Annotated in this window: 18 protein-coding genes; 13 read left to right on the forward strand and 5 right to left on the reverse strand. The window is 35.9% G+C overall.

Features of this window, described 5'->3' with window-relative positions; genetic code table 11:
- The first annotated feature begins 17 nt into the window (after positions 1-17).
- From AC51AA_RS11300 to AC51AA_RS11315, 4 genes are all read left to right on the forward strand, one after another.
- The gene (locus AC51AA_RS11300; RefSeq protein ID WP_500702345.1) at positions 18-2,045 is read left to right on the forward strand and encodes a M3 family metallopeptidase; all 2,028 of its coding nucleotides are present in this window, start codon (positions 18-20) and stop codon (positions 2,043-2,045) included.
- Positions 2,046-2,083: 38 nt separating this feature from the next.
- The gene (locus tag AC51AA_RS11305; protein WP_500702346.1) at positions 2,084-2,245 is read left to right on the forward strand and encodes a DUF8506 family protein; all 162 of its coding nucleotides are present in this window, start codon (positions 2,084-2,086) and stop codon (positions 2,243-2,245) included.
- A 13-nt stretch (positions 2,246-2,258) separates the two neighbouring features.
- The gene (locus AC51AA_RS11310; RefSeq protein ID WP_500702347.1) at positions 2,259-2,918 is read left to right on the forward strand and encodes a SanA/YdcF family protein; all 660 of its coding nucleotides are present in this window, start codon (positions 2,259-2,261) and stop codon (positions 2,916-2,918) included.
- A gap of 76 nt (positions 2,919-2,994) precedes the next feature.
- Positions 2,995-3,510, forward strand: coding sequence for an SRPBCC family protein (locus AC51AA_RS11315; RefSeq protein WP_500702348.1), 516 nt, complete (start codon positions 2,995-2,997; stop codon positions 3,508-3,510).
- Here AC51AA_RS11315 and AC51AA_RS11320 read toward each other — a convergent pair.
- The gene (locus tag AC51AA_RS11320) at positions 3,447-4,253 is read right to left on the reverse strand and encodes a UbiA prenyltransferase family protein (RefSeq protein WP_500702349.1); all 807 of its coding nucleotides are present in this window, start codon (positions 4,251-4,253) and stop codon (positions 3,447-3,449) included. The genes AC51AA_RS11315 and AC51AA_RS11320 overlap by 64 nt on opposite strands.
- Positions 4,254-4,475: 222 nt before the next feature.
- Here AC51AA_RS11320 and gcvP point away from each other — a divergent pair, with 222 nt between their 5' ends.
- The 6 genes from gcvP to AC51AA_RS11350 all read left to right on the forward strand — a co-directional run bounded on the left by gcvP (position 4,476) and on the right by AC51AA_RS11350 (position 11,947).
- On the forward strand, positions 4,476-7,325 hold the full coding sequence (gene gcvP, locus AC51AA_RS11325) for an aminomethyl-transferring glycine dehydrogenase (RefSeq protein ID WP_500702350.1): 2,850 nt from the start codon (positions 4,476-4,478) through the stop codon (positions 7,323-7,325).
- 275 nt (positions 7,326-7,600) lie between these two features.
- Positions 7,601-8,659 (forward strand): 3-oxoacyl-ACP synthase III family protein, encoded by a 1,059-nt coding sequence (locus AC51AA_RS11330; protein WP_500702351.1) that lies wholly within the window; start codon positions 7,601-7,603, stop codon positions 8,657-8,659.
- Positions 8,660-8,894: 235 nt separating this feature from the next.
- Entirely contained in the window at positions 8,895-9,416 is a 522-nt protein-coding gene (locus AC51AA_RS11335) for a methyltransferase (RefSeq protein ID WP_500702352.1), read from the forward strand.
- Between the two features lie 94 nt (positions 9,417-9,510).
- Entirely contained in the window at positions 9,511-10,359 is an 849-nt protein-coding gene (locus AC51AA_RS11340; RefSeq protein ID WP_500702353.1) for a glycosyltransferase family 2 protein, read from the forward strand.
- Positions 10,360-10,439: 80 nt separating this feature from the next.
- The gene (locus AC51AA_RS11345) at positions 10,440-11,189 is read left to right on the forward strand and encodes an MlaE family ABC transporter permease (RefSeq protein ID WP_500702354.1); all 750 of its coding nucleotides are present in this window, start codon (positions 10,440-10,442) and stop codon (positions 11,187-11,189) included.
- Entirely contained in the window at positions 11,186-11,947 is a 762-nt protein-coding gene (locus AC51AA_RS11350; protein ID WP_500702355.1) for an ABC transporter ATP-binding protein, read from the forward strand. The genes AC51AA_RS11345 and AC51AA_RS11350 overlap by 4 nt, the downstream gene beginning before the upstream one ends.
- Positions 11,948-12,026: 79 nt before the next feature.
- Here the strand turns inward: AC51AA_RS11350 and AC51AA_RS11355 are convergent, their stop codons facing one another.
- The 4 genes from AC51AA_RS11355 to AC51AA_RS11370 all read right to left on the reverse strand — a co-directional run bounded on the left by AC51AA_RS11355 (position 12,027) and on the right by AC51AA_RS11370 (position 15,695).
- On the reverse strand, positions 12,027-12,629 hold the full coding sequence (locus AC51AA_RS11355) for a SprT-like domain-containing protein (RefSeq protein WP_500702356.1): 603 nt from the start codon (positions 12,627-12,629) through the stop codon (positions 12,027-12,029).
- Between the two features lie 88 nt (positions 12,630-12,717).
- Positions 12,718-13,395, reverse strand: a complete 678-nt coding sequence (locus tag AC51AA_RS11360; RefSeq protein WP_500702357.1) for an SDR family NAD(P)-dependent oxidoreductase — start codon at positions 13,393-13,395, stop codon at positions 12,718-12,720.
- 35 nt (positions 13,396-13,430) lie between these two features.
- Positions 13,431-14,411, reverse strand: coding sequence for a M20/M25/M40 family metallo-hydrolase (locus AC51AA_RS11365; RefSeq protein ID WP_500702358.1), 981 nt, complete (start codon positions 14,409-14,411; stop codon positions 13,431-13,433).
- A 141-nt stretch (positions 14,412-14,552) separates the two neighbouring features.
- A complete protein-coding gene (locus AC51AA_RS11370) occupies positions 14,553-15,695 on the reverse strand; it encodes an acyl-CoA dehydrogenase (protein ID WP_500702359.1) in 1,143 nt (380 codons plus the stop codon).
- A 486-nt stretch (positions 15,696-16,181) separates the two neighbouring features.
- Between AC51AA_RS11370 and AC51AA_RS11375 the strand changes: the two genes are divergently transcribed.
- The 3 genes from AC51AA_RS11375 (at position 16,182) to AC51AA_RS11385 (ending at position 19,252) form a co-directional block, all read left to right on the forward strand.
- A complete protein-coding gene (locus AC51AA_RS11375; protein WP_500702360.1) occupies positions 16,182-16,757 on the forward strand; it encodes a chalcone isomerase family protein in 576 nt (191 codons plus the stop codon).
- Positions 16,758-16,900: 143 nt separating this feature from the next.
- Positions 16,901-18,127, forward strand: coding sequence for a Glu/Leu/Phe/Val dehydrogenase dimerization domain-containing protein (locus tag AC51AA_RS11380; RefSeq protein ID WP_500702361.1), 1,227 nt, complete (start codon positions 16,901-16,903; stop codon positions 18,125-18,127).
- Positions 18,128-18,352: 225 nt separating this feature from the next.
- On the forward strand, positions 18,353-19,252 hold the full coding sequence (locus AC51AA_RS11385) for an energy transducer TonB (protein ID WP_500702362.1): 900 nt from the start codon (positions 18,353-18,355) through the stop codon (positions 19,250-19,252).
- Positions 19,253-19,316 lie beyond the last annotated feature (64 nt).

Raw genomic sequence — 19,316 nt, forward strand, 5'->3', positions numbered from 1 at the left:
AACACAACCATTCCACTATGAGCATCTTAACACAACATTTCAATACCAAACACAATACAGCTCCTTTTTCACAAATTAAAATTGAAGAATACCTTCCTGCTTTTCAAGAAGGAATTGCTATGGCTAAGACTGAAATCGATGCCATTGTAGACAATACAGCAGCTCCTACTTTTGAAAACACAGTTGTGGCAATGGATTTCTCAGGTGATGTTTTAGATCGCCTCTCTAGTATTTTTTTCAATTTGAATTCTGCGGAGACTAGTGACGAAATGCAAAAAATCGCACAGGAAGTTTCTCCATTACTGGCTGAGTTCGGAAATGACATTACTTTAAACGCCCCATTATTTGCCAAAATAAAAGCGGTTTACAATCAAAAAGAGAGCCTGAATCTAACACCAGAGCAAACGACACTTTTAGATAAAAAATACAAAAGCTTCTCCAGAAACGGCGCTAATTTAGCGGACGATAAAAAAGATCAATTACGTGAGATCGACAAAGAATTATCCAAACTAAGTTTACAATTTGGCGAAAATGTTTTGGCTGAAACCAATGCTTTCGAATTACACCTTACCGATGAAAAAGATTTAGCGGGATTACCAGAAGGTACCATTGAAGCGGCAAGATCATTGGCTAAGAGTCAAGAAAAAGAAGGCTGGATCTTTACTTTAGACCATCCAAGTTATGTGCCTTTTTTGACTTATGCAGACAATCGTGAATTGCGTAAAAAAATGGCCATTGCTTTTGGCGCTCGATCATTTCAGAATAACGAATTTGACAATCAAGACAATGTTTTAAAAATTGCCAAATTGCGTTTTGAAAGAGCCAACTTATTAGGCTATTCAACACATGCACATTTTGTTCTAGAAGAAAGAATGGCCCAAAGTCCAGAAAAAGTTTTCTCTTTCTTAAACGATTTGTTAGCCAAAGCCAAACCTGCGGCTCAAAAAGAATTTACTGAATTGACTGCTTTTGCAAAAGAGTTAGACGGAATCGAACAATTAGAGAAATGGGACGGCGCATATTATTCTGAAAAGTTAAAACAACAACTCTTCAATTTAGATGATGAAAAACTAAAACCTTATTTTCAGCTAGAAAAAGTTTTAGAGGGAGCTTTTACCGTTGCTAAAAAATTATTCGACTTAAACTTCACAGAGGTTTTTGACATTGATAAATACCATGAAGAAGTTATCACTTACGAAGTAACCGATGCCAACAACCAATTAGTTTCTATTTTCTATGCCGACTTTTTCCCAAGAAAAGGAAAACGCAATGGCGCCTGGATGACTTCATTCAAATCACAATACAGAAAAGACGGCGTTAACGAAAGACCACATATCTCCAACGTATGTAATTTCACCAAACCAACAGAAACCAAACCATCTTTATTAACCTTTAATGAAGTAACCACTTTGTTTCATGAATTTGGACATGGATTACACGGCATGTTAGCCGATACTACTTACCCAAGTTTATCTGGGACATCAGTATACTGGGATTTCGTAGAACTACCAAGTCAGGTAATGGAAAACTGGTGTTACGAACCAGAAGCTTTGGCTTTGTTTGCCAATCATTACCAAACTGGAGAAATCATTCCTATTGAGTACGTCCAAAAAATCAAAGAGAGCGCTAGTTTCCAAGAAGGAATGGCCACTTTACGTCAATTGAGCTTTGGTTTATTAGATATGGCTTGGCATGGACAAGACCCAACAAACATTACCGATTTAAAAGCATTCGAAACGGAGCAATTTGCCAACACACAATTGTTTCCAGAGGTAAAAGAAAATGCCATGAGCACCGCATTCTCTCATATTTTTCAAGGAGGATATTCTTCAGGATACTACAGTTACAAATGGGCTGAAGTTCTAGATGCCGATGCTTTTGAATACTTTCATGAAAACGGAATTTTCAATCATGAAATAGCAACAAAATTCAAAGAAAATGTACTTTCAAAAGGAGGAACAGAACATCCAATGATTTTATACAAACGCTTTAGAGGTCAAGAACCAAAACCAGAAGCCTTGTTAAAAAGAGCGGGATTGCTTTAAACCTTCGATCTTTTTTGACAAACTAAACACCATACAGTATGACAAAAGATGAAATTAAAGAATTGCTAAATAAAATCATTGAAGGTCTTAAAGTTGCTTCAAAAAAAATGATAGAGGACAAAAAGAAGATCAATGGAAAACTCGTAGTTTATAAAGATGGAAGAATCCAGACGATTAACGCAAGAGACATTAAAGATTAATACAAAATCCACCTTGAAAAAATATTTTAAAATAATCCTTATATTTTCCCTTCTTGGGCTAATAACACTTGTATCGGTAAATCTATATGTAAAGTCAAGCACTAAGAAGGACATTCATTACACGCTTGAACAGTTACCTAAAAATGATATCGGAATTATTTTTGGAGCCGGTATCAATGGCGATCAACCTAGTAAATATTTGAAGGATCGACTAGATGCTGGAATTCTATTGTACAAGTCGAATCGCATCAATAAAATTTTACTTTCTGGAGATAACGGAAGAGAAGGCTATGACGAACTCACTGTAATGAAAACGTATTGCTTTAAACATGGGGTTGACACCACTAAAATCTTCATTGATTACGCTGGTTTCGACACCTACTCTACCCTATTCAGAGCTAAGTCTATTTTCAAAGTAAAAAGTGCCACCTTAGTTTCTCAAGAATACCATTTGAACAGAGCCATCTATATCGGACAAAAGCTCGGTGTACACTCGGTTGGGTATTCTGCTAATTCAGGTACCTATCTAGGTTACAAATATGTCAACTTTAGAGAGTACCTCTCTATTTTCAAATCCTTTTGGGATGTTTTAAGAAATAGAGAACCTCATTTTTTAGGTAATCCAATTGACATTAATGGATTTTCCAATTACACTAAAGACGATAAACGATAATAATGCAAAGCCGAAATTCACCTTTCGGCTTTATTACTTGTACTATTCTGGCCCTAATACTTAACACTCCACCTCTATGACCATTATTGATCTTACCACTACAATAAAAGCAACTAAACAAATTGTTTTTGATGTTTCAAGAGATATAAGCATCCATCAGCAGTCAGCCAGCAAAACAAGTGAAGTAGCCATTGCCGGTGTGACCTCTGGATTAATTAACTTTAATGAAACGGTAACCTGGAGAGGCAAACATTTTGGATTCTACCTCACACATAAAAGTAGAATGACTGCCATGAACCTTTACGATTATTTTGTAGACGAAATGGAAGAAGGAAAATTCAAAAGCTTCAAACACGAACATTTCTTTGAAGAAGAAAATGGTTTGATACTCATGAAAGATCATTTGCAATATGAAACTCCCTATGGAATTTTCGGAAAAGTATTCGATGTTTTATTTTTGAAAAAACATCTTACCCAGTTCCTTTTAGAAAGAAACAAGGTCTTAAAAGAAATAGCGGAGAACAGTCACTACGTAAACATGACCATCAACCACCAAAAGATGGGCACACTTTCCACCCAGAAAGCAGTGTAATACTTAGACCGAGTACTGTTGGCAAATAAGATGAACAACATCAACATCACCACCATAATAAGATTGATCACGAGATCATGAAAGCTGAACGACAATATTCCCACAATCCAAAAAGGAACCAAAAGGGACAATCCTAAAATTTTAGTTCGTTTGACTCCAATGGTTTGTGGAACCGTTTTTAAATGTGGATCGTCATTGGCCAAATCAATAATCTCGAAAACCAGAATCAATACAAAAACCAAAACAAAACGCTGAATACATCGTATAAAAAAATCACCTGTAAAGGCAATCTCAGCATTAATTACAGGTAAAACCAATGTCGCTCCTACCCAACAAAGCGCTACAATATAGATTTTGACTCCAGCCCAGTTTCGCGCATTTTTCCTATTGGGAAAAAAGGGCAGTGTATAGAGTGCTGTTATGGCAAAAATGCAGAAAGAAACAATTTGGGTAATTCGTTTTAATTGAAAAAAATAATAGCCCACCAAAATCACCGAAATAAAACTTAAAACAGCAATAATTTTCAACTGATTTCCCACCGGCTTTCTATTTACGCGGACCAATGCATCGTATTTAACAAAATTATACCCCACAATTGTTCCAAAAAAAACAAACAAGGCCATAGGCTCATCATACTCTATATCAAACACATGAAACGTAATTCTTACCAGTGCATAACAAGATAAAGCCACATGAATACTGCTATTGAGGTAAAAATCGAATAGTCGTTTTACTAGTTTCATTTTTTTTGTTCTAATCAATTATTAACAAATCAACTCTTTAGTTATAAATTTCACAAAAATTGAAGTTAAAAATACCTATTAAATTATTAATAATACTTAATTTTGCGCCACAAAAAAACAACACATTTACTATAAAATGTATTAACCGCTGTAAAACATTCTATTAAATTAGGAAATATACAAGGTAAATCACATTGACTTTTAAAAAATAGATAGCTACAAATGAGAACAGATGCTTTTGCTTTAAGACACATTGGCCCAAGAGAAACAGATCTTCAACACATGTTACAAACCATTGGAGTTGAATCGATCGAACAACTTGTTTACGAAACCCTTCCGGATGACATTCGTTTAAAAGCAGATTTAAACTTAGATCCAGCAATGACAGAATATGAGTTTGCTAACCATATTATGCAATTGGGAAATAAAAATAAAATTTTCAAAACGTATATCGGTTTAGGTTACAATCAAGCCATTGTTCCTGCTGTTATTCAAAGAAATGTTTTCGAGAACCCAGGATGGTACACTGCTTACACACCATACCAAGCTGAAATTGCACAAGGTCGTTTAGAAGCGATTTTGAATTTCCAAACTACCGTTATTGAATTAACTGGAATGGAAATCGCCAATGCATCATTATTAGATGAAGCAACTGCTGCTGCTGAAGCGATGGCTTTGTTATTAGACGTACGTTCTCGTGACCAAAAGAAAAACAACGTAAACAAATTCTTCGTTTCTGAAGAAATTTTACCACAAACCCTTTCTGTGTTACAAACTCGTGCAACTCCAATTGGCGTTGAACTAGTAATTGGAAACCACGAAACATTTGATTTCTCTACTGAATTCTTCGGAGCTATTTTACAATACCCTGGGAAATACGGACAAGTGAATGACTATACTGCTTTTATTGAAAAAGCAGCTGCAAATGAAATTAAAGTAGCGGTTGCTGCTGATATTTTAAGTTTGACTAAATTAACGCCTCCAGGAGAAATGGGTGCTGCTGTAGTGGTTGGAACTACACAACGTTTCGGAATTCCTCTAGGATACGGTGGACCGCACGCTGCTTACTTTGCCACTAAAGAAGATTACAAGCGAAGCATGCCAGGACGTATCATTGGTGTTACTATTGACACGAACGGAAACCGTGCTTTACGTATGGCTTTACAAACTCGTGAACAACATATCAAACGTGATAAAGCGACTTCAAACATCTGTACTGCTCAAGTATTATTGTCAGTAATGGCTGGAATGTATGCTGTTTATCACGGACCAAAAGGTTTACAATACATCGCTAATAAAGTACATGCTGCTGCTGCCACTTTAGCAAATGAATTGCAAAAATTAGGTGTACAACAAATCAACTCGGCTTTCTTTGATACTATCTTAGTAAAAGCAGATGCTCAAAAAGTAAAAGCTGTTGCTGAAGCCAACGAAGTAAACTTCTATTATGTAGACGAGAATACGATTTCAATCTCATTAAACGAAACTACTAGTGTTTCTGACGTGAATGACATCATCGGTATATTTGCTGAAGCACTTTCAGTACAAGCAACTACTGTTTCTGAATTAACAGAAACAAATCATTTCCCAGAAACTTTAAACAGAACTTCTGCTTTCTTAGAGCATGATGTTTTCAACAAATACCACTCAGAAACAGCTTTGATGCGTTACATCAAAATGTTAGAGCGTAAAGATTTAGCCTTGAACCACTCGATGATCTCATTAGGTTCTTGTACTATGAAATTGAACGCTGCGTCAGAAATGCTTCCATTGAGTAACCCAAACTGGAATAACATTCACCCTTTTGCTCCACTAGATCAAGCACAAGGATACCAAGAAATGTTGAAAAAACTAGAAGAGCAATTAAATGTAATTACTGGTTTTGCTGGAACTACTTTGCAACCAAACTCTGGTGCACAAGGAGAATACGCAGGACTTATGGTTATCCGTGCGTACCACCAATCTCGTGGAGACGATCACAGAAACATTGCTTTAATTCCTTCATCTGCTCACGGAACCAATCCTGCTTCTGCTGCAATGGCTGGAATGAAAGTTATTGTAACGAAAACATTAGAGAACGGAAATATCGATGTGGATGATTTACGTGAAAAAGCGATTCTTCATAAAGACAACCTTTCTTGCTTAATGGTAACTTACCCATCTACTCACGGAGTTTATGAAAGTGCTATTAAAGAAATCACACAATTGATCCACGAAAACGGTGGACAAGTATATATGGATGGTGCCAACATGAACGCTCAAGTTGGATTAACAAATCCAGCTACTATTGGAGCTGACGTTTGTCACTTAAACTTACATAAAACATTCGCAATTCCTCACGGTGGTGGAGGTCCTGGTGTTGGTCCTATTTGTGTAGCACCACAATTGGTTCCTTTCTTACCTGGAAATCCAGTAATTCCAACAGGAGGAGAAACCGCTATTACGGCTATTTCAGCTGCTCCTTGGGGATCTGCTCTAGTTTGTTTGATTTCTTACGGATACATCTCTATGTTAGGTGCCGAAGGTTTAAAAAGCGCTACTGAGCATGCTATTTTAAATGCGAACTACATCAAAGAAAAATTAAACGGACATTACGATACTTTATATTCTGGAGAAATGGGTCGTGCAGCGCACGAAATGATCTTGGAATGTCGTCCTTTTAAACAAAAAGGAATCGAAGTAACTGATATCGCAAAACGTCTAATGGATTACGGTTTCCACGCACCAACAGTATCTTTCCCAGTTGCTGGAACGTTAATGATCGAACCAACAGAGAGTGAAAACTTAGAAGAATTAGACCGTTTTTGTGAGGCTATGATTTCCATCAGAAAAGAAATCGAAGCAGCTACGATCGAAGACAGTAACAATGTATTGAAAAATTCTCCTCATACTTTAGCCATGCTAACTACTGAGACTTGGGATTTCCCTTACACTAGAGAACAAGCTGCATTCCCTTTAGAATATATCGCTGAAAACAAATTCTGGCCTTCTGTTCGAAGAGCAGATGATGCCTTTGGAGATAGAAATTTAATTTGTAGCTGTGCTCCTATTGAAGCCTATATGGAAAACTAATAAATAAGGTTTTCTTTCCCTTAATACCCCGATCCAAAAGCTTTGGAATCGGGGTATTTTTTGATTTATACTCAAATTTTTTATAAAAAAATTTGATTCGGTTTTCAACTAAAACGTTTGAATTCGTTATTAGGTTAAGAATTTATCAAAAAACAACCTGTTTTATCCCAAAAAAAACATTATTTCATAATTATATGCATGCATAGTAATTTTTATGAGAGTTATCATGAATTTATTTCTATTTTAGCAATAAATTTATCGGATAATAAGGAATAATGAAAATAAAGATAATTGGCATAGGAAGCTACATTCCTAATAAAGAAATAAGCAATACTGACTTTGACAAACACGTTTTTTTAAATGAGGATGGAACTCCTTTTGCTTATCCAAATGAAGTTGTAATTAAAAAATTCAAAGGCATTACCGGAATCGAAAATCGTCGTTATGCTGAAAATCATCACACCTCGTCGGATTTGGCTTATTTTGCTGCTGAAAAAGCAATTGCCAATGCTGGTATCGATCGTGAAACTTTAGATTATATCATATTCGCACACAATTTTGGCGATGTGAAAGCTGGTACCAATCAATCCGATATCTTACCTAGTTTAGCTACCCGCGTAAAAAACAAATTACAAATCAACAATCCAAAATGTGTGGCTTATGACATTCTTTTTGGTTGTCCTGGTTGGATCGAAGGTGTTTTACAAGCCAATGCCTTTATCAAATCTGGTATGGCCCAACGTGTTTTGGTGATCGGAGCTGAAACCCTATCGAGAGTTGTAGACGATCATGACCGCGATTCGATGATTTATTCAGATGGTGCTGGCGCATCTATTTTAGAAGCTTCCACTGATGACGCTGGATTATTATCTTATGAAAGTGCCACTTTTGCCAATGATGAAGCCAACTACTTATACTTCGGAAAATCATACAATCCAGACTTGGATCCCGATATCAAGTACATCAAAATGTACGGTCGTAAAATTTACGAATTTGCTTTGAGTCAAGTGCCTTGTGCAATGAAAAGCTGTTTGGACAAAAGTGGAATTGAAATTGATCAGGTGAAGAAAATATTGATCCACCAAGCCAATGAAAAAATGGATGAAGCGATCATTGCCCGTTTTTATAAACTATACGACAAAACACCTCCAAAAGACATCATGCCAATGAGCATACACGATTTAGGAAACAGTAGTGTAGCCACTGTCCCTACTTTATATGATCTTTTAATTCAAGGAAAGATAGAAAACCACGAAATCAACAAAGGCGACGTTGTGATTTTTGCTTCAGTTGGAGCAGGAATGAATGTCAATGCCTTCGTATATCGATATTAAAAATCTCCCCCAAGATTTTTATTTGTACTGGATGAAATTCATACCAACGCATAAAGTCACAAAGAAAGCTAGCGCCTACTTTGTGACTTTTTTAGTTTTTCACGGCTTCTTTTGTCCATCTCAACTCCGCTGTTTTCCCCTAAATTAAAAAACGCAGAAAAGAAGATATCTTTGTATATTTGCGACCTAATTATAAAATCAAGAACGAGGGCTTGCCTTGTTCCTTTCAATAACTATGTACGAAAAAACGTTTCCAAATAAAAGATTTAAGCTTACGCTAGAATTTTTACAAAAACACATCAAGACATCAGAATCTATTTTGGATTTAGGAGTGGAAAATCCGTTTTCTAAAATCATGAAAGAAGCTGGTTATTCAGTAAAAAACACCACTGGCGAAGATTTAGATTTAGATCAAAATGTATTAAAAAATGACAACCAAGATGTAGTCACTGCTTTCGAGATATTTGAGCATTTATTAAATCCATTTACAATCTTAAACGAAATCAAATCCGACAAACTTCTTATTTCTATTCCAATGCGTCTGTGGTTTTCTCCAGCGTATCGCAGTAAAACAGATATGTGGGACAGACATTACCACGAATTTGAAGATTGGCAACTAGATTGGCTTTTGGAAAAAACAGGCTGGAAAATCATCGACAGACAAAAATGGACTAATCCAGTAAAGAAATTCGGTTTAAGACCTTTATTGCGTAGCTTCACCAACAGATACTATATCGTTTATGCTGAAAGAGCTTAAATAAAGCACAGCACTCAAATACCGAATTCCAATTTGAACTCGCTTTAAATTGGAATTCGGTCCTTATAAAAAATTGGAATTTTATTTATCCACTATGAAATACTACATTGTTATTCCCGCCCATAACGAGCAAGAACTTATTGGTTTAACTTTAAATTCTTTGATCTCGCAAACTGTTTTACCTACAAAAGTGGTGGTTGTAAATGACAATTCAACGGACAAAACAGAAGAAATTGTCTTAGGTTTTGCCAAAGAAAACCCCTTTATTTCTGTAGTAAATAAAACTTCAGATGCGATTCATATGCCAGGAAGCAAAGTAATCCAAGCTTTCCAGAAAGGTTTTGAAACATTAGATGTTCAGTACGATATCATTGTAAAAATAGATGGGGATTTAATTTTTCCAACCAACTACTTTGAAACGATCATCAAACATTTTCAATCCGATCCTAAAATCGGAATGGTAGGTGGATTTTGTTATATTGAAAAAAACGGTGAGTGGATTTTAGAAAACCTGACCGATAAAGATCATATACGAGGTGCACTCAAAGCCTACCGCAAAGAATGCTTCCAACAAATTGGAGGTTTAAAACCAGCCATGGGTTGGGACACGGTTGACGAATTGCTTTGTAAATATTACGATTGGAAAATCGTCACAGATGCTTCTTTACACGTAAAACACCTTAAGCCTACTGGCGCTAATTACAACAAAACAGCTCGTTATAAACAAGGCGAAGCTTTTTATACCTTAGGATATGGTTTCTGCATTACCGCCATCGCTTCGGCAAAACTGGCGATGATGAAGAAAAAACCATTGCTCTTTTTTGATTATATCAGAGGCTTTTGGAAAGCCAAAAAAGCCAAAACCCCTTTATTAGTTACCCCTGAACAAGCTAAATTTATTAGAAATTATCGTTTTCAAAAAATGAAACAAAAGTTAATTTGATTTAGAAATCAATCGAAATTACTTCACTCATAACCCAAAACTCATAAGTTCTTTTTACCTTAGCCAATATTTGTAAAACTATGATGCTCATTCGTTATTTATCTCAAATAGGAAGATATTTTTTAATGCTGAAAGAAATTTTCAACAAACAGACCAAATGGTCTGTGATGAAAAAATTAATTTTTAAAGAAATCGACGATTTAATTATCGACTCTCTTGGCATCGTTTGCTTTATTTCTTTCTTCGTTGGAGGAGTTGTAGCCATTCAAACGGCCTTAAACTTAACCAATCCTTTAATTCCAAAATATTTAATTGGTTTTGCCACGCGTCAATCCGTTATTCTAGAATTTGCCCCAACCTTTATCTCCGTTATTATGGCTGGTAAAATGGGATCATTCATTACCTCTAGTATTGGAACCATGCGTGTTACCGAACAAATTGATGCGCTAGAAGTGATGGGTGTAAACTCGCTTAACTATTTAGTTTTTCCTAAAATCATTGCCTTACTATTGTATCCGTTTGTTATCGGAATCAGTATGTTTCTAGGGATCTTTGGAGGATGGCTAGCTGGCGTTTACGGAGGTTTTACTACCAGTACCGACTTTATAGCAGGAGCACAAATGGAATTTATTCCATTCCATATTACCTACGCTTTTATTAAGACCTTAATCTTTGCTATGTTATTGGCAACGATACCATCGTTTCACGGTTATTATATGAAAGGTGGTGCTTTAGAAGTAGGAAAAGCCAGTACGGTATCGTTTGTTTGGACATCAGTTTCCATCATTCTTTTTAATTATATATTAACACAATTGTTACTAGGGTCATGATAGAAGTAAAAAACGTAGAAAAATCATTTGGTGATAGCAAAGTCCTAAAAGGAGTTTCGACAGTTTTTGAAACTGGAAAAACAAACCTTATCATTGGACAAAGTGGATCTGGAAAAACGGTATTATTAAAATCTTTACTTGGTATCCATACCCCAGAGGTAGGTACCATTGAGTTTGATGGTCGTGTTTATTCGGAACTAAATCCAGATGAGAAAAGAGAACTTAGAACCGAAATTGGTATGGTTTTTCAAGGAAGTGCTTTATTTGACTCCATGACTGTGGAAGAAAATGTAGCTTTCCCATTAAAAATGTTCACCAACGACAACAGGGCTAAAATTAAAGAACGCGTTGATTTTGTTCTAGAAAGAGTGAACCTAGTGGATGCGCACAAAAAATTACCTTCTGAAATTTCTGGAGGTATGCAAAAGCGTGTGGCCATTGCTCGTGCTATTGTGAACAATCCAAAATACTTGTTTTGTGATGAGCCCAATTCAGGTTTAGATCCTAATACGTCTACTTTGATTGATAATTTGATTAAAGAAATCACAGAAGAATATAATATTACTACCGTAATCAATACGCACGATATGAACTCGGTGATGGAAATTGGCGAGAACATTTTATTCTTAAAAAAGGGAATAAAAGCTTGGCAAGGAACCAAAGAAGAAATTTTCAAAACAGACAATGAAGCTATCGTAAAATTTGTTTACTCTTCTAATTTGTTTAAAAAGGTTAGAGAAGCTTATTTAAAAGGTTAAGTTTTTAAGAACTTATAAAAAAGTCCAAATCCCATTTTAAAACTGGAATTTGGACTTTTTTATTGCTTTTATTTTTAATTTAACTTGACATCATCAATTCGACCTCGGCATTGGGATTAAAAAGATAGGTTTTACCCGAACTGAGTTCGATACATTCGAAGCGTTTGGTTCGTACAGCCAACTTCTTAAATACTTTGCCATTTTGAATTCTAAATACACTACCATAAGGGATCTCAAAAACATAGTTTTTGTCATTGTCCTGATCGTATTGCTTCAAAGCCAAGGAAAGAGTAGTATCCGTATCACTACTGGCTGAAGGGTTCTTAAAATGCCTCGCTAGCAAGGGCAATAACTGACCAGGGAAAATCTCTGGACGAATGAAAGGAATCATCATCCGCTGAAAGGTATGCTTCCATTCATTTCCATGAGGTTTTATATTGCGACCGTACTTTTCAAACGCCACCAAATGAGAAATCTCATGAATTAGCGTCATCAAGAAACGATATTTATTTAGACTTGCATTAACCGTAATTTCATGTTTACCACTAGGACCTCTACGATAATCACCATGACGTGTTTGACGCTCATTGACGATTTTAAGATGAACCTCATTGGCCACAATCAAATCAAAAACTGGTTTTACAGCATTCTCGGGTATGTATCTTGCTAAAGTGTCAATCAAGGCAATTAGAGTTATGAATTAAATTTTGAATCAAAAAAGCAATCAAAGGGTCTGCACAAGGTCACACCTCCATGATTGATGGCAGGTTTTAGGGGTTTGTTGACGAAACCTCTAAAACCTTCCCGTTAAAATATTTATTTCCGTTAAGGGTAAAATCATAAATATAAGTGGCCATTCCTTCTGCCGAAATAGGTGCTTGATATCCTGGAAAAGCTTCATTCAACATTTCGGTCTGAACAGAACCTAAAGCCAAAACATTAAACGAAATCCCTTGCTCTTTATATTCTTCCGCTAATAATTCACTCAAGGTAATAACAGCACCTTTACTTGAACTATAGGCCGCTAAACCTGCAAATTTTAAACTTCCTCTTACGCCACCAATTGAACTGATCGTCACTACATGACTTCCTTTTTGAAGATAGGGCAAACAAATTCTAGTAAGATTTGCTACGCCAAAAACATTTACTTTATAAATGCTTTCAAAATCTTCTTGAGTGGTTTCAGCAAAAGGTTTTAATAACAAGGCTCCCGCATTATGTACAACGGCATCCACTTTTTTCCATGTTGAAGACAGAAAGCTATTGACTTCTTGCAAAGCTGCTTCGTTGGCCAAATCAACAGAAAGGCATGTAATATTTTGATGCGCTAAAAGCGTTTGCGGTATTTTTCTAGAAATAGCCAACACTTGATGGCCTGCATTGGCAAACTGTAAAGCCAGCTCGTAGCCAATTCCTCTACTGGTTCCGGTAACAATAATATTTTTCATGAGGCAAAAATAAGCAAATCCAATAAAAACAACTCCTATTTGTTCATGGTAATTTCTTGCGTAGGTGAAATAGCGATTCGGGTTACCGCTGGCAATAATTCCTGTATAAAAGAAGTCATATGTCCAATATCCATCACTTTAAACTCATCTGAAACATGGTGATAGTATTCAAAATTTTCAAAATCAAAAGTACTGATCGATTGACACGGTTTTTTAAAAACGTCATAAAACGAATAGTTATCGGATCGGTAAAACAACTCATACTCGGCTTCCTTTGGCAAAAACCCAATTGTTTTCCTTCCGGTATATTCATTAATTTTCGCTGCCATGTTTGATTTATCAAAACCCGTAACATAGGCCAAATAATCTCTCTTCATCGGCACACCAATCATCTCTATGTTCAATTGGGTATACAGATTAAAGTCTTGCTTTTTTAATTTTTGAACTAAACTTTTAGATCCTAATAACCCCTTCTCTTCACCAGCAAAAAACACAAAAAGAATACTTCTCTTATTTGCTTTTGTTTCACTAAAATATTTTGCCATTTGCGCAACAGCAGTTACCCCAGATGCATCATCGTTAGCTCCATTATTAATTACATCAGCCTGTTTCTTTTTCTCTACACCGATATGATCATAATGCGCACTTAAGACCACAAACTCTTTTTTAAGAACAGGATCACTTCCTTCTAGTACTCCTACTATATTATAAGCGGGTACTTTAAAATTAGTCAGTGTATCACGGTAGGTTTTAAAATAAGGCTTGATGTTATTTTCCTTAAAGAAATCCTCTAAAAATACAGCGGCTTTTTCGATACCCCTAGTCCCGGTTTCACGTCCTTCTAACTCATCCGAAGAAAGATACTTTAAAAAATCAGCAACTTGTCCCTGCTCTACTTTGTACGTAATTTTCAAAGACTCTGAAGTTACTTTTGAGGCTTTTCCATCTGCTGATGAAGGATTAGATTTACAACCCAATAAGGCAAGTGGAAGAATAAAATAGTACAGTTTTTTCATAAGGTGATACTGAGTTAAGTAAGTGAATAGCTAAGTTATTGGTTTAAAAGAACAAACTACTGAAAAGTAAAAAAAAAATCACAAAAAAACCCTTTCGAAGCCAAAAAAGCTGAAAGGGTTTACTCCTAAAATCAAATTTATTTATCCTGCAATAACAGATCTCGAGATGACAATCTTCTGAATTTCTGATGTCCCTTCATAAATCTGTGTAATTTTCGCATCACGCATAAAACGCTCTACATGATATTCCTTTACATACCCATTTCCACCGTGAATTTGAACGGCTTCCACAGCAGTATCCATGGCTACTTGCGAAGCAAATAATTTAGCCATCGCACCACTAATATCATAATTTTTATGTTGATCCTTATCCCAAGCAGCCTTCATACACAAATGACGTGCTGCTTCTATATTCACAGCCATATCAGCTAATTTAAAAGCAATGGCCTGATGATTACAAATTTCAGTTCCAAACGCTTTGCGTTCTCTGGAATATTTCAAAGCCAACTCGTAGGCACCTGAGGCAATTCCCAAGGCTTGAGAAGCAATACCAATACGCCCTCCTGCTAGTGTTTTCATGGCAAATTTGAATCCGAAACCATCTTCTCCAATTCTGTTTTCCTTAGGTACTTTAACATCACTAAACATTAGAGAATGTGTATCAGAACCACGAATACCCATTTTTTGCTCTTTTGGTCCTATAGAAAAACCAGGCATATCTTTGGTCATGATCAAAGCATTGATCCCTTTATGTTTTAGCTCCGGATGTGTTTGTGCAATCACTAAATAAACAGATGCTGTATTTCCATTGGTAATCCAGTTTTTGGTACCATTAACCAAATAATGATCCCCCATATCTATTGCAGTGGTTTTTTGAGAAGTCGCATCGCTCCCTGCTTCTGGTTCACTTAAACAAAAAGCACCGTGAATTTCACCAGAGGCCAAACCAGGTAAGTATTTTTGCTTTTGCTCTTCACTACCAAATTCTTGTAATCCCCAGCAAACTAAAGAATTGTTTACCGACATGACCACTGATGCGGACGCATCCACTTTTGATATCTCTTCCATGGCGATTACATACGATATCGCATCTAAACCGCTTCCTCCATATTTAGGATCGACCATCATTCCCATGAATCCTAATTGACCCATTTTTTTAATTTGCTCTGTCGGAAAAATTTGTTTTTCGTCACGCTCAATAACACCTGGCAGCAATTCGTTTTGAGCAAAATCTCTAGCGGCTTGTTGAATCATTAAATGTTCTTCGGTAAGATTGAAATCCATAGTTCTTTATTTTATTGTTTTCACTAAACCAAATTTCAAAAACATTTCGCTTAGTACGGTTTATTTTTTTTTGACTAATTGCTATTTCTACTAAAAAAAAGGCATTCAAAGATAATTTTTATATACCAAATTAACAATGCATGCATAACATTTTAAGAGATCAGCAACAATTACGATAACGTTTTCGTAATAATCTTGTATTTCTTCTCTACAGACATCAATCTTGCAATGTTTTCTTTAAAATTTAAGATTATAATTCTGAATTAAAACCTAAAAACCACAAAATATTCATACAATTTCTAACCCTAAAAGATCAGAATAAAACCTACATCAGACAAACCCACATAAAACAACTCCTACTAATTTGATTACTAAACCACTATGCTACAAAAAGTCAAAATAAAGCGCAAAAAAACATTCCTCATAACGTGATGAATTTGAGAAATTAGCTTTATTTTTGACCAAAATAAATAAATTTGATACCCTATGAAAAAGATTTTACTATTACTTACACTGCTTTTAAGCTTATCATCTTCTACTATTTCTGCCCAAACTCAATTAGAGGTTAATGGTGTTAGTGTACCTAGAAAAATAGACATTCAAGGCAAACCGTTACAACTTAATGGTGCTGGCGGAAGATCAAAAATGTTTCTAGAAGTATATGTCCAAGCATTGTATTTATCTCAACTAAGCCAAGACCCTAATTTTATCATTGATAGTGATACGGAAATGGCTATTCGTATCGAGATTACATCTTCTATGGTTTCATCAAACAAATTAACTAAAGCCATGAATACTGGTTTTGAAAAATCTGCAGCAAAAAACCTGGAAGAGTTAAGACCTAGAATCGAACAATTCAAAAGTTTTTTAAGTGATGCTATAACGGAAAAAGATGTTTTTATTTTGGCATATAACCCTCTTGACCAAACGATCAACGTATACAAGAATGAAGTTTTAAAAGGAAAAGTTCCTGGTTTTGACTTCAAAAAAGCATTATTTGGAATCTGGCTTTCTGATAAACCAGTTGATGAAACCTTAAAAAAATATTTATTAGGAAAATAACACCCTACTAATTCAAATCATTTAAAGCCGAAAACTGCCTGTTTTCGGCTTTTTGTTTATAACTCAAAAAAAATGACTTAAAAATACATTATTCGCATTATTCTATTTCATACTTTTACACAAACCAAACATATCTCAACAAAATGAAAGATTTATTACAGCAATTTGAAAATAAAGCACCTGAAATTGTTTTTAACTGGAAAGATTCTGAAACAGAAGCCGAAGGATGGACCGTGATTAATTCACTTCGCGGTGGAGCCGCTGGTGGAGGAACCAGAATGAGAAAAGGATTAGATATGAATGAAGTTTTGTCTTTAGCCAAAACTATGGAAGTTAAATTTTCAGTTTCCGGACCTGCCATTGGAGGTGCAAAATCAGGTATTAACTTTGACCCTAATGATCCTCGTAAAAAAGGCGTTTTACAACGTTGGTATAAAGCCGTTTCTCCTTTACTAAAAAGCTACTACGGAACTGGAGGAGATTTAAATGTGGATGAAATTCATGAAGTAATACCGATGACGGAAGAATGTGGTGTTTGGCATCCACAAGAAGGTGTTTTTAACGGGCATTTTAAACCGACTGAAGCGGATAAAATCAACAGAATCGGTCAATTGCGTCAAGGGGTTATCAAAGTAATCGAGAACCCAAAATTCTCACCTGATGTAACCAGAAAATATACTGTTGCTGATATGATCACTGGTTTCGGTGTTGCCGAAGCAGTCCGTCACTTTTACGCTACTTATGGTGGCGATGTAAAAGGTAAAAAAGCGATCGTACAAGGCTTTGGAAATGTGGGTTCAGCTGCCGCTTTTTATTTAGCGGAAATGGGCGCCAAAGTGATCGGAATCATTGACCGAGATGGTGGTTTAATCAAACAAGATGGTTTTTCTTTTGAGGAGATCAGAAGCCTGTTTTTAAACAAAGACGGTAACAAATTAGTAGCCGACAATATGATTCCTTTTGAAGAAATCAATTCCAAAATATGGGCTATTGGTGCTGAGATTTTCACTCCATGTGCCGCTTCAAGATTGGTTACCCAAACTCAAATTGACAGTTTAATTGCCAATGGATTAGAAGTGATCTCTTGTGGTGCGAATGTTCCTTTTGCTGATAAAGAAATTTTCTTCGGATCCATTATGGAAGCCGTAGATCACAAAGTGAGTTTGATTCCTGATTTTATTTCCAATTGTGGAATGGCTAGAGTTTTTGCTTATTTCATGGAGAAAAAAGTACAAATGACAGATGAGGCCATTTTCACAGACACCTCTGATATTATCAAAAATGCTATTCTAAAAGCACATGCTTTAAGTCCATCTAAAACAAATATTAGTGCAACCGCTTTCGAAATTGCACTGAAACAGCTCGTATAATTATTTTTATACTTCCTTCTAAACGAGTCAACTAATCATTGGCTCGTTTTTTTTTACCTCATACTGAGTTACTTTGCTCTTTAAAAGAACAAAAAAACACTTATTCTAGAGAATCAATACCCTCTTCACAAGTCAGTATAAAATCATAACTGCCCTTCACATCTAAACAATTTTTACTACTTTTAAACGTTTTTATAAAATACAATTACAAAATTCAGAATCTAAATGACGGCAACCGATTCTTCAGATAAAAAGAAATCACTTCTCATCTCTACAGCACTTTATGCTGTTTTATTATTGCTTTTATTCTTCATACGCTTTTGGCCTCCTTATAATCCAGAAAATAATGTGGCTCTTGCCTCTGGAGGTGGCGGCGGTGGTGGTGTAACCGTGAATTTTGGAGACAGTGATTTAGGCTCTGGAGCCAACTATAAAAGTGAAGTTTTACATGTGAAAAACGAGGCCAAAGCGGTACGCGCTAAAGCTACTCCTGATGAAGCCATACTTACACAAGAAAACGCCACTGATGAAAGTGTTGTTATTCCTGTAAAAGAAAAACCTAAAAAAAATACTCCTGTTGTCAAACCAGAAGCCAAACCTGTACCCGAAAAACCAAAAGTTTCGAATTCTACCAATAATGCTTTATCAAGCATTTTAAAAGGATCTAACAAAGGTGGAGATGGTGACGACAAAGTAGCAGGAAACAAAGGAAAAGCAAGCGGTAGCTTAAGCTCTAATGGCTATTATGGCAGTGGAGGATCTGGAGGAGGAACAGGTGGCGGAAATGGTACCGGAAATGGCATTGGTACTGGAAGCGGTTACGGCGCTGGAAGCGGAGGCGGTACTGGTGGTGGATCTGGTTATTCACTAGGAAACAGAAAAGCATTATCTAAACCTGCACCTAAATACACTTGTGATGAAGCCGGAAAAGTGGTAGTAGAAGTTACCGTGGATCAAAATGGAAAAACCGTTAGTGCCACACCAGGTATAAAAGGAACAACTAACACAGCACGATGTTTACTCGATCAAGCTAAAATTGCTGCTATGAATACCAAATGGGATGCAGACAGCAATGCACCAGCAAGACAAGTTGGAAAAATCATTTACAACTTTAGCTTAGATTAAAAATATAGACCCAAGTAAAAAGGCTTTCTGAAATCGTAATTTCAGAAAGCCTTTTTTATTATTT

This window comes from Flavobacterium sp. OHVDL-2026-0007 (genome assembly GCF_059882335.1).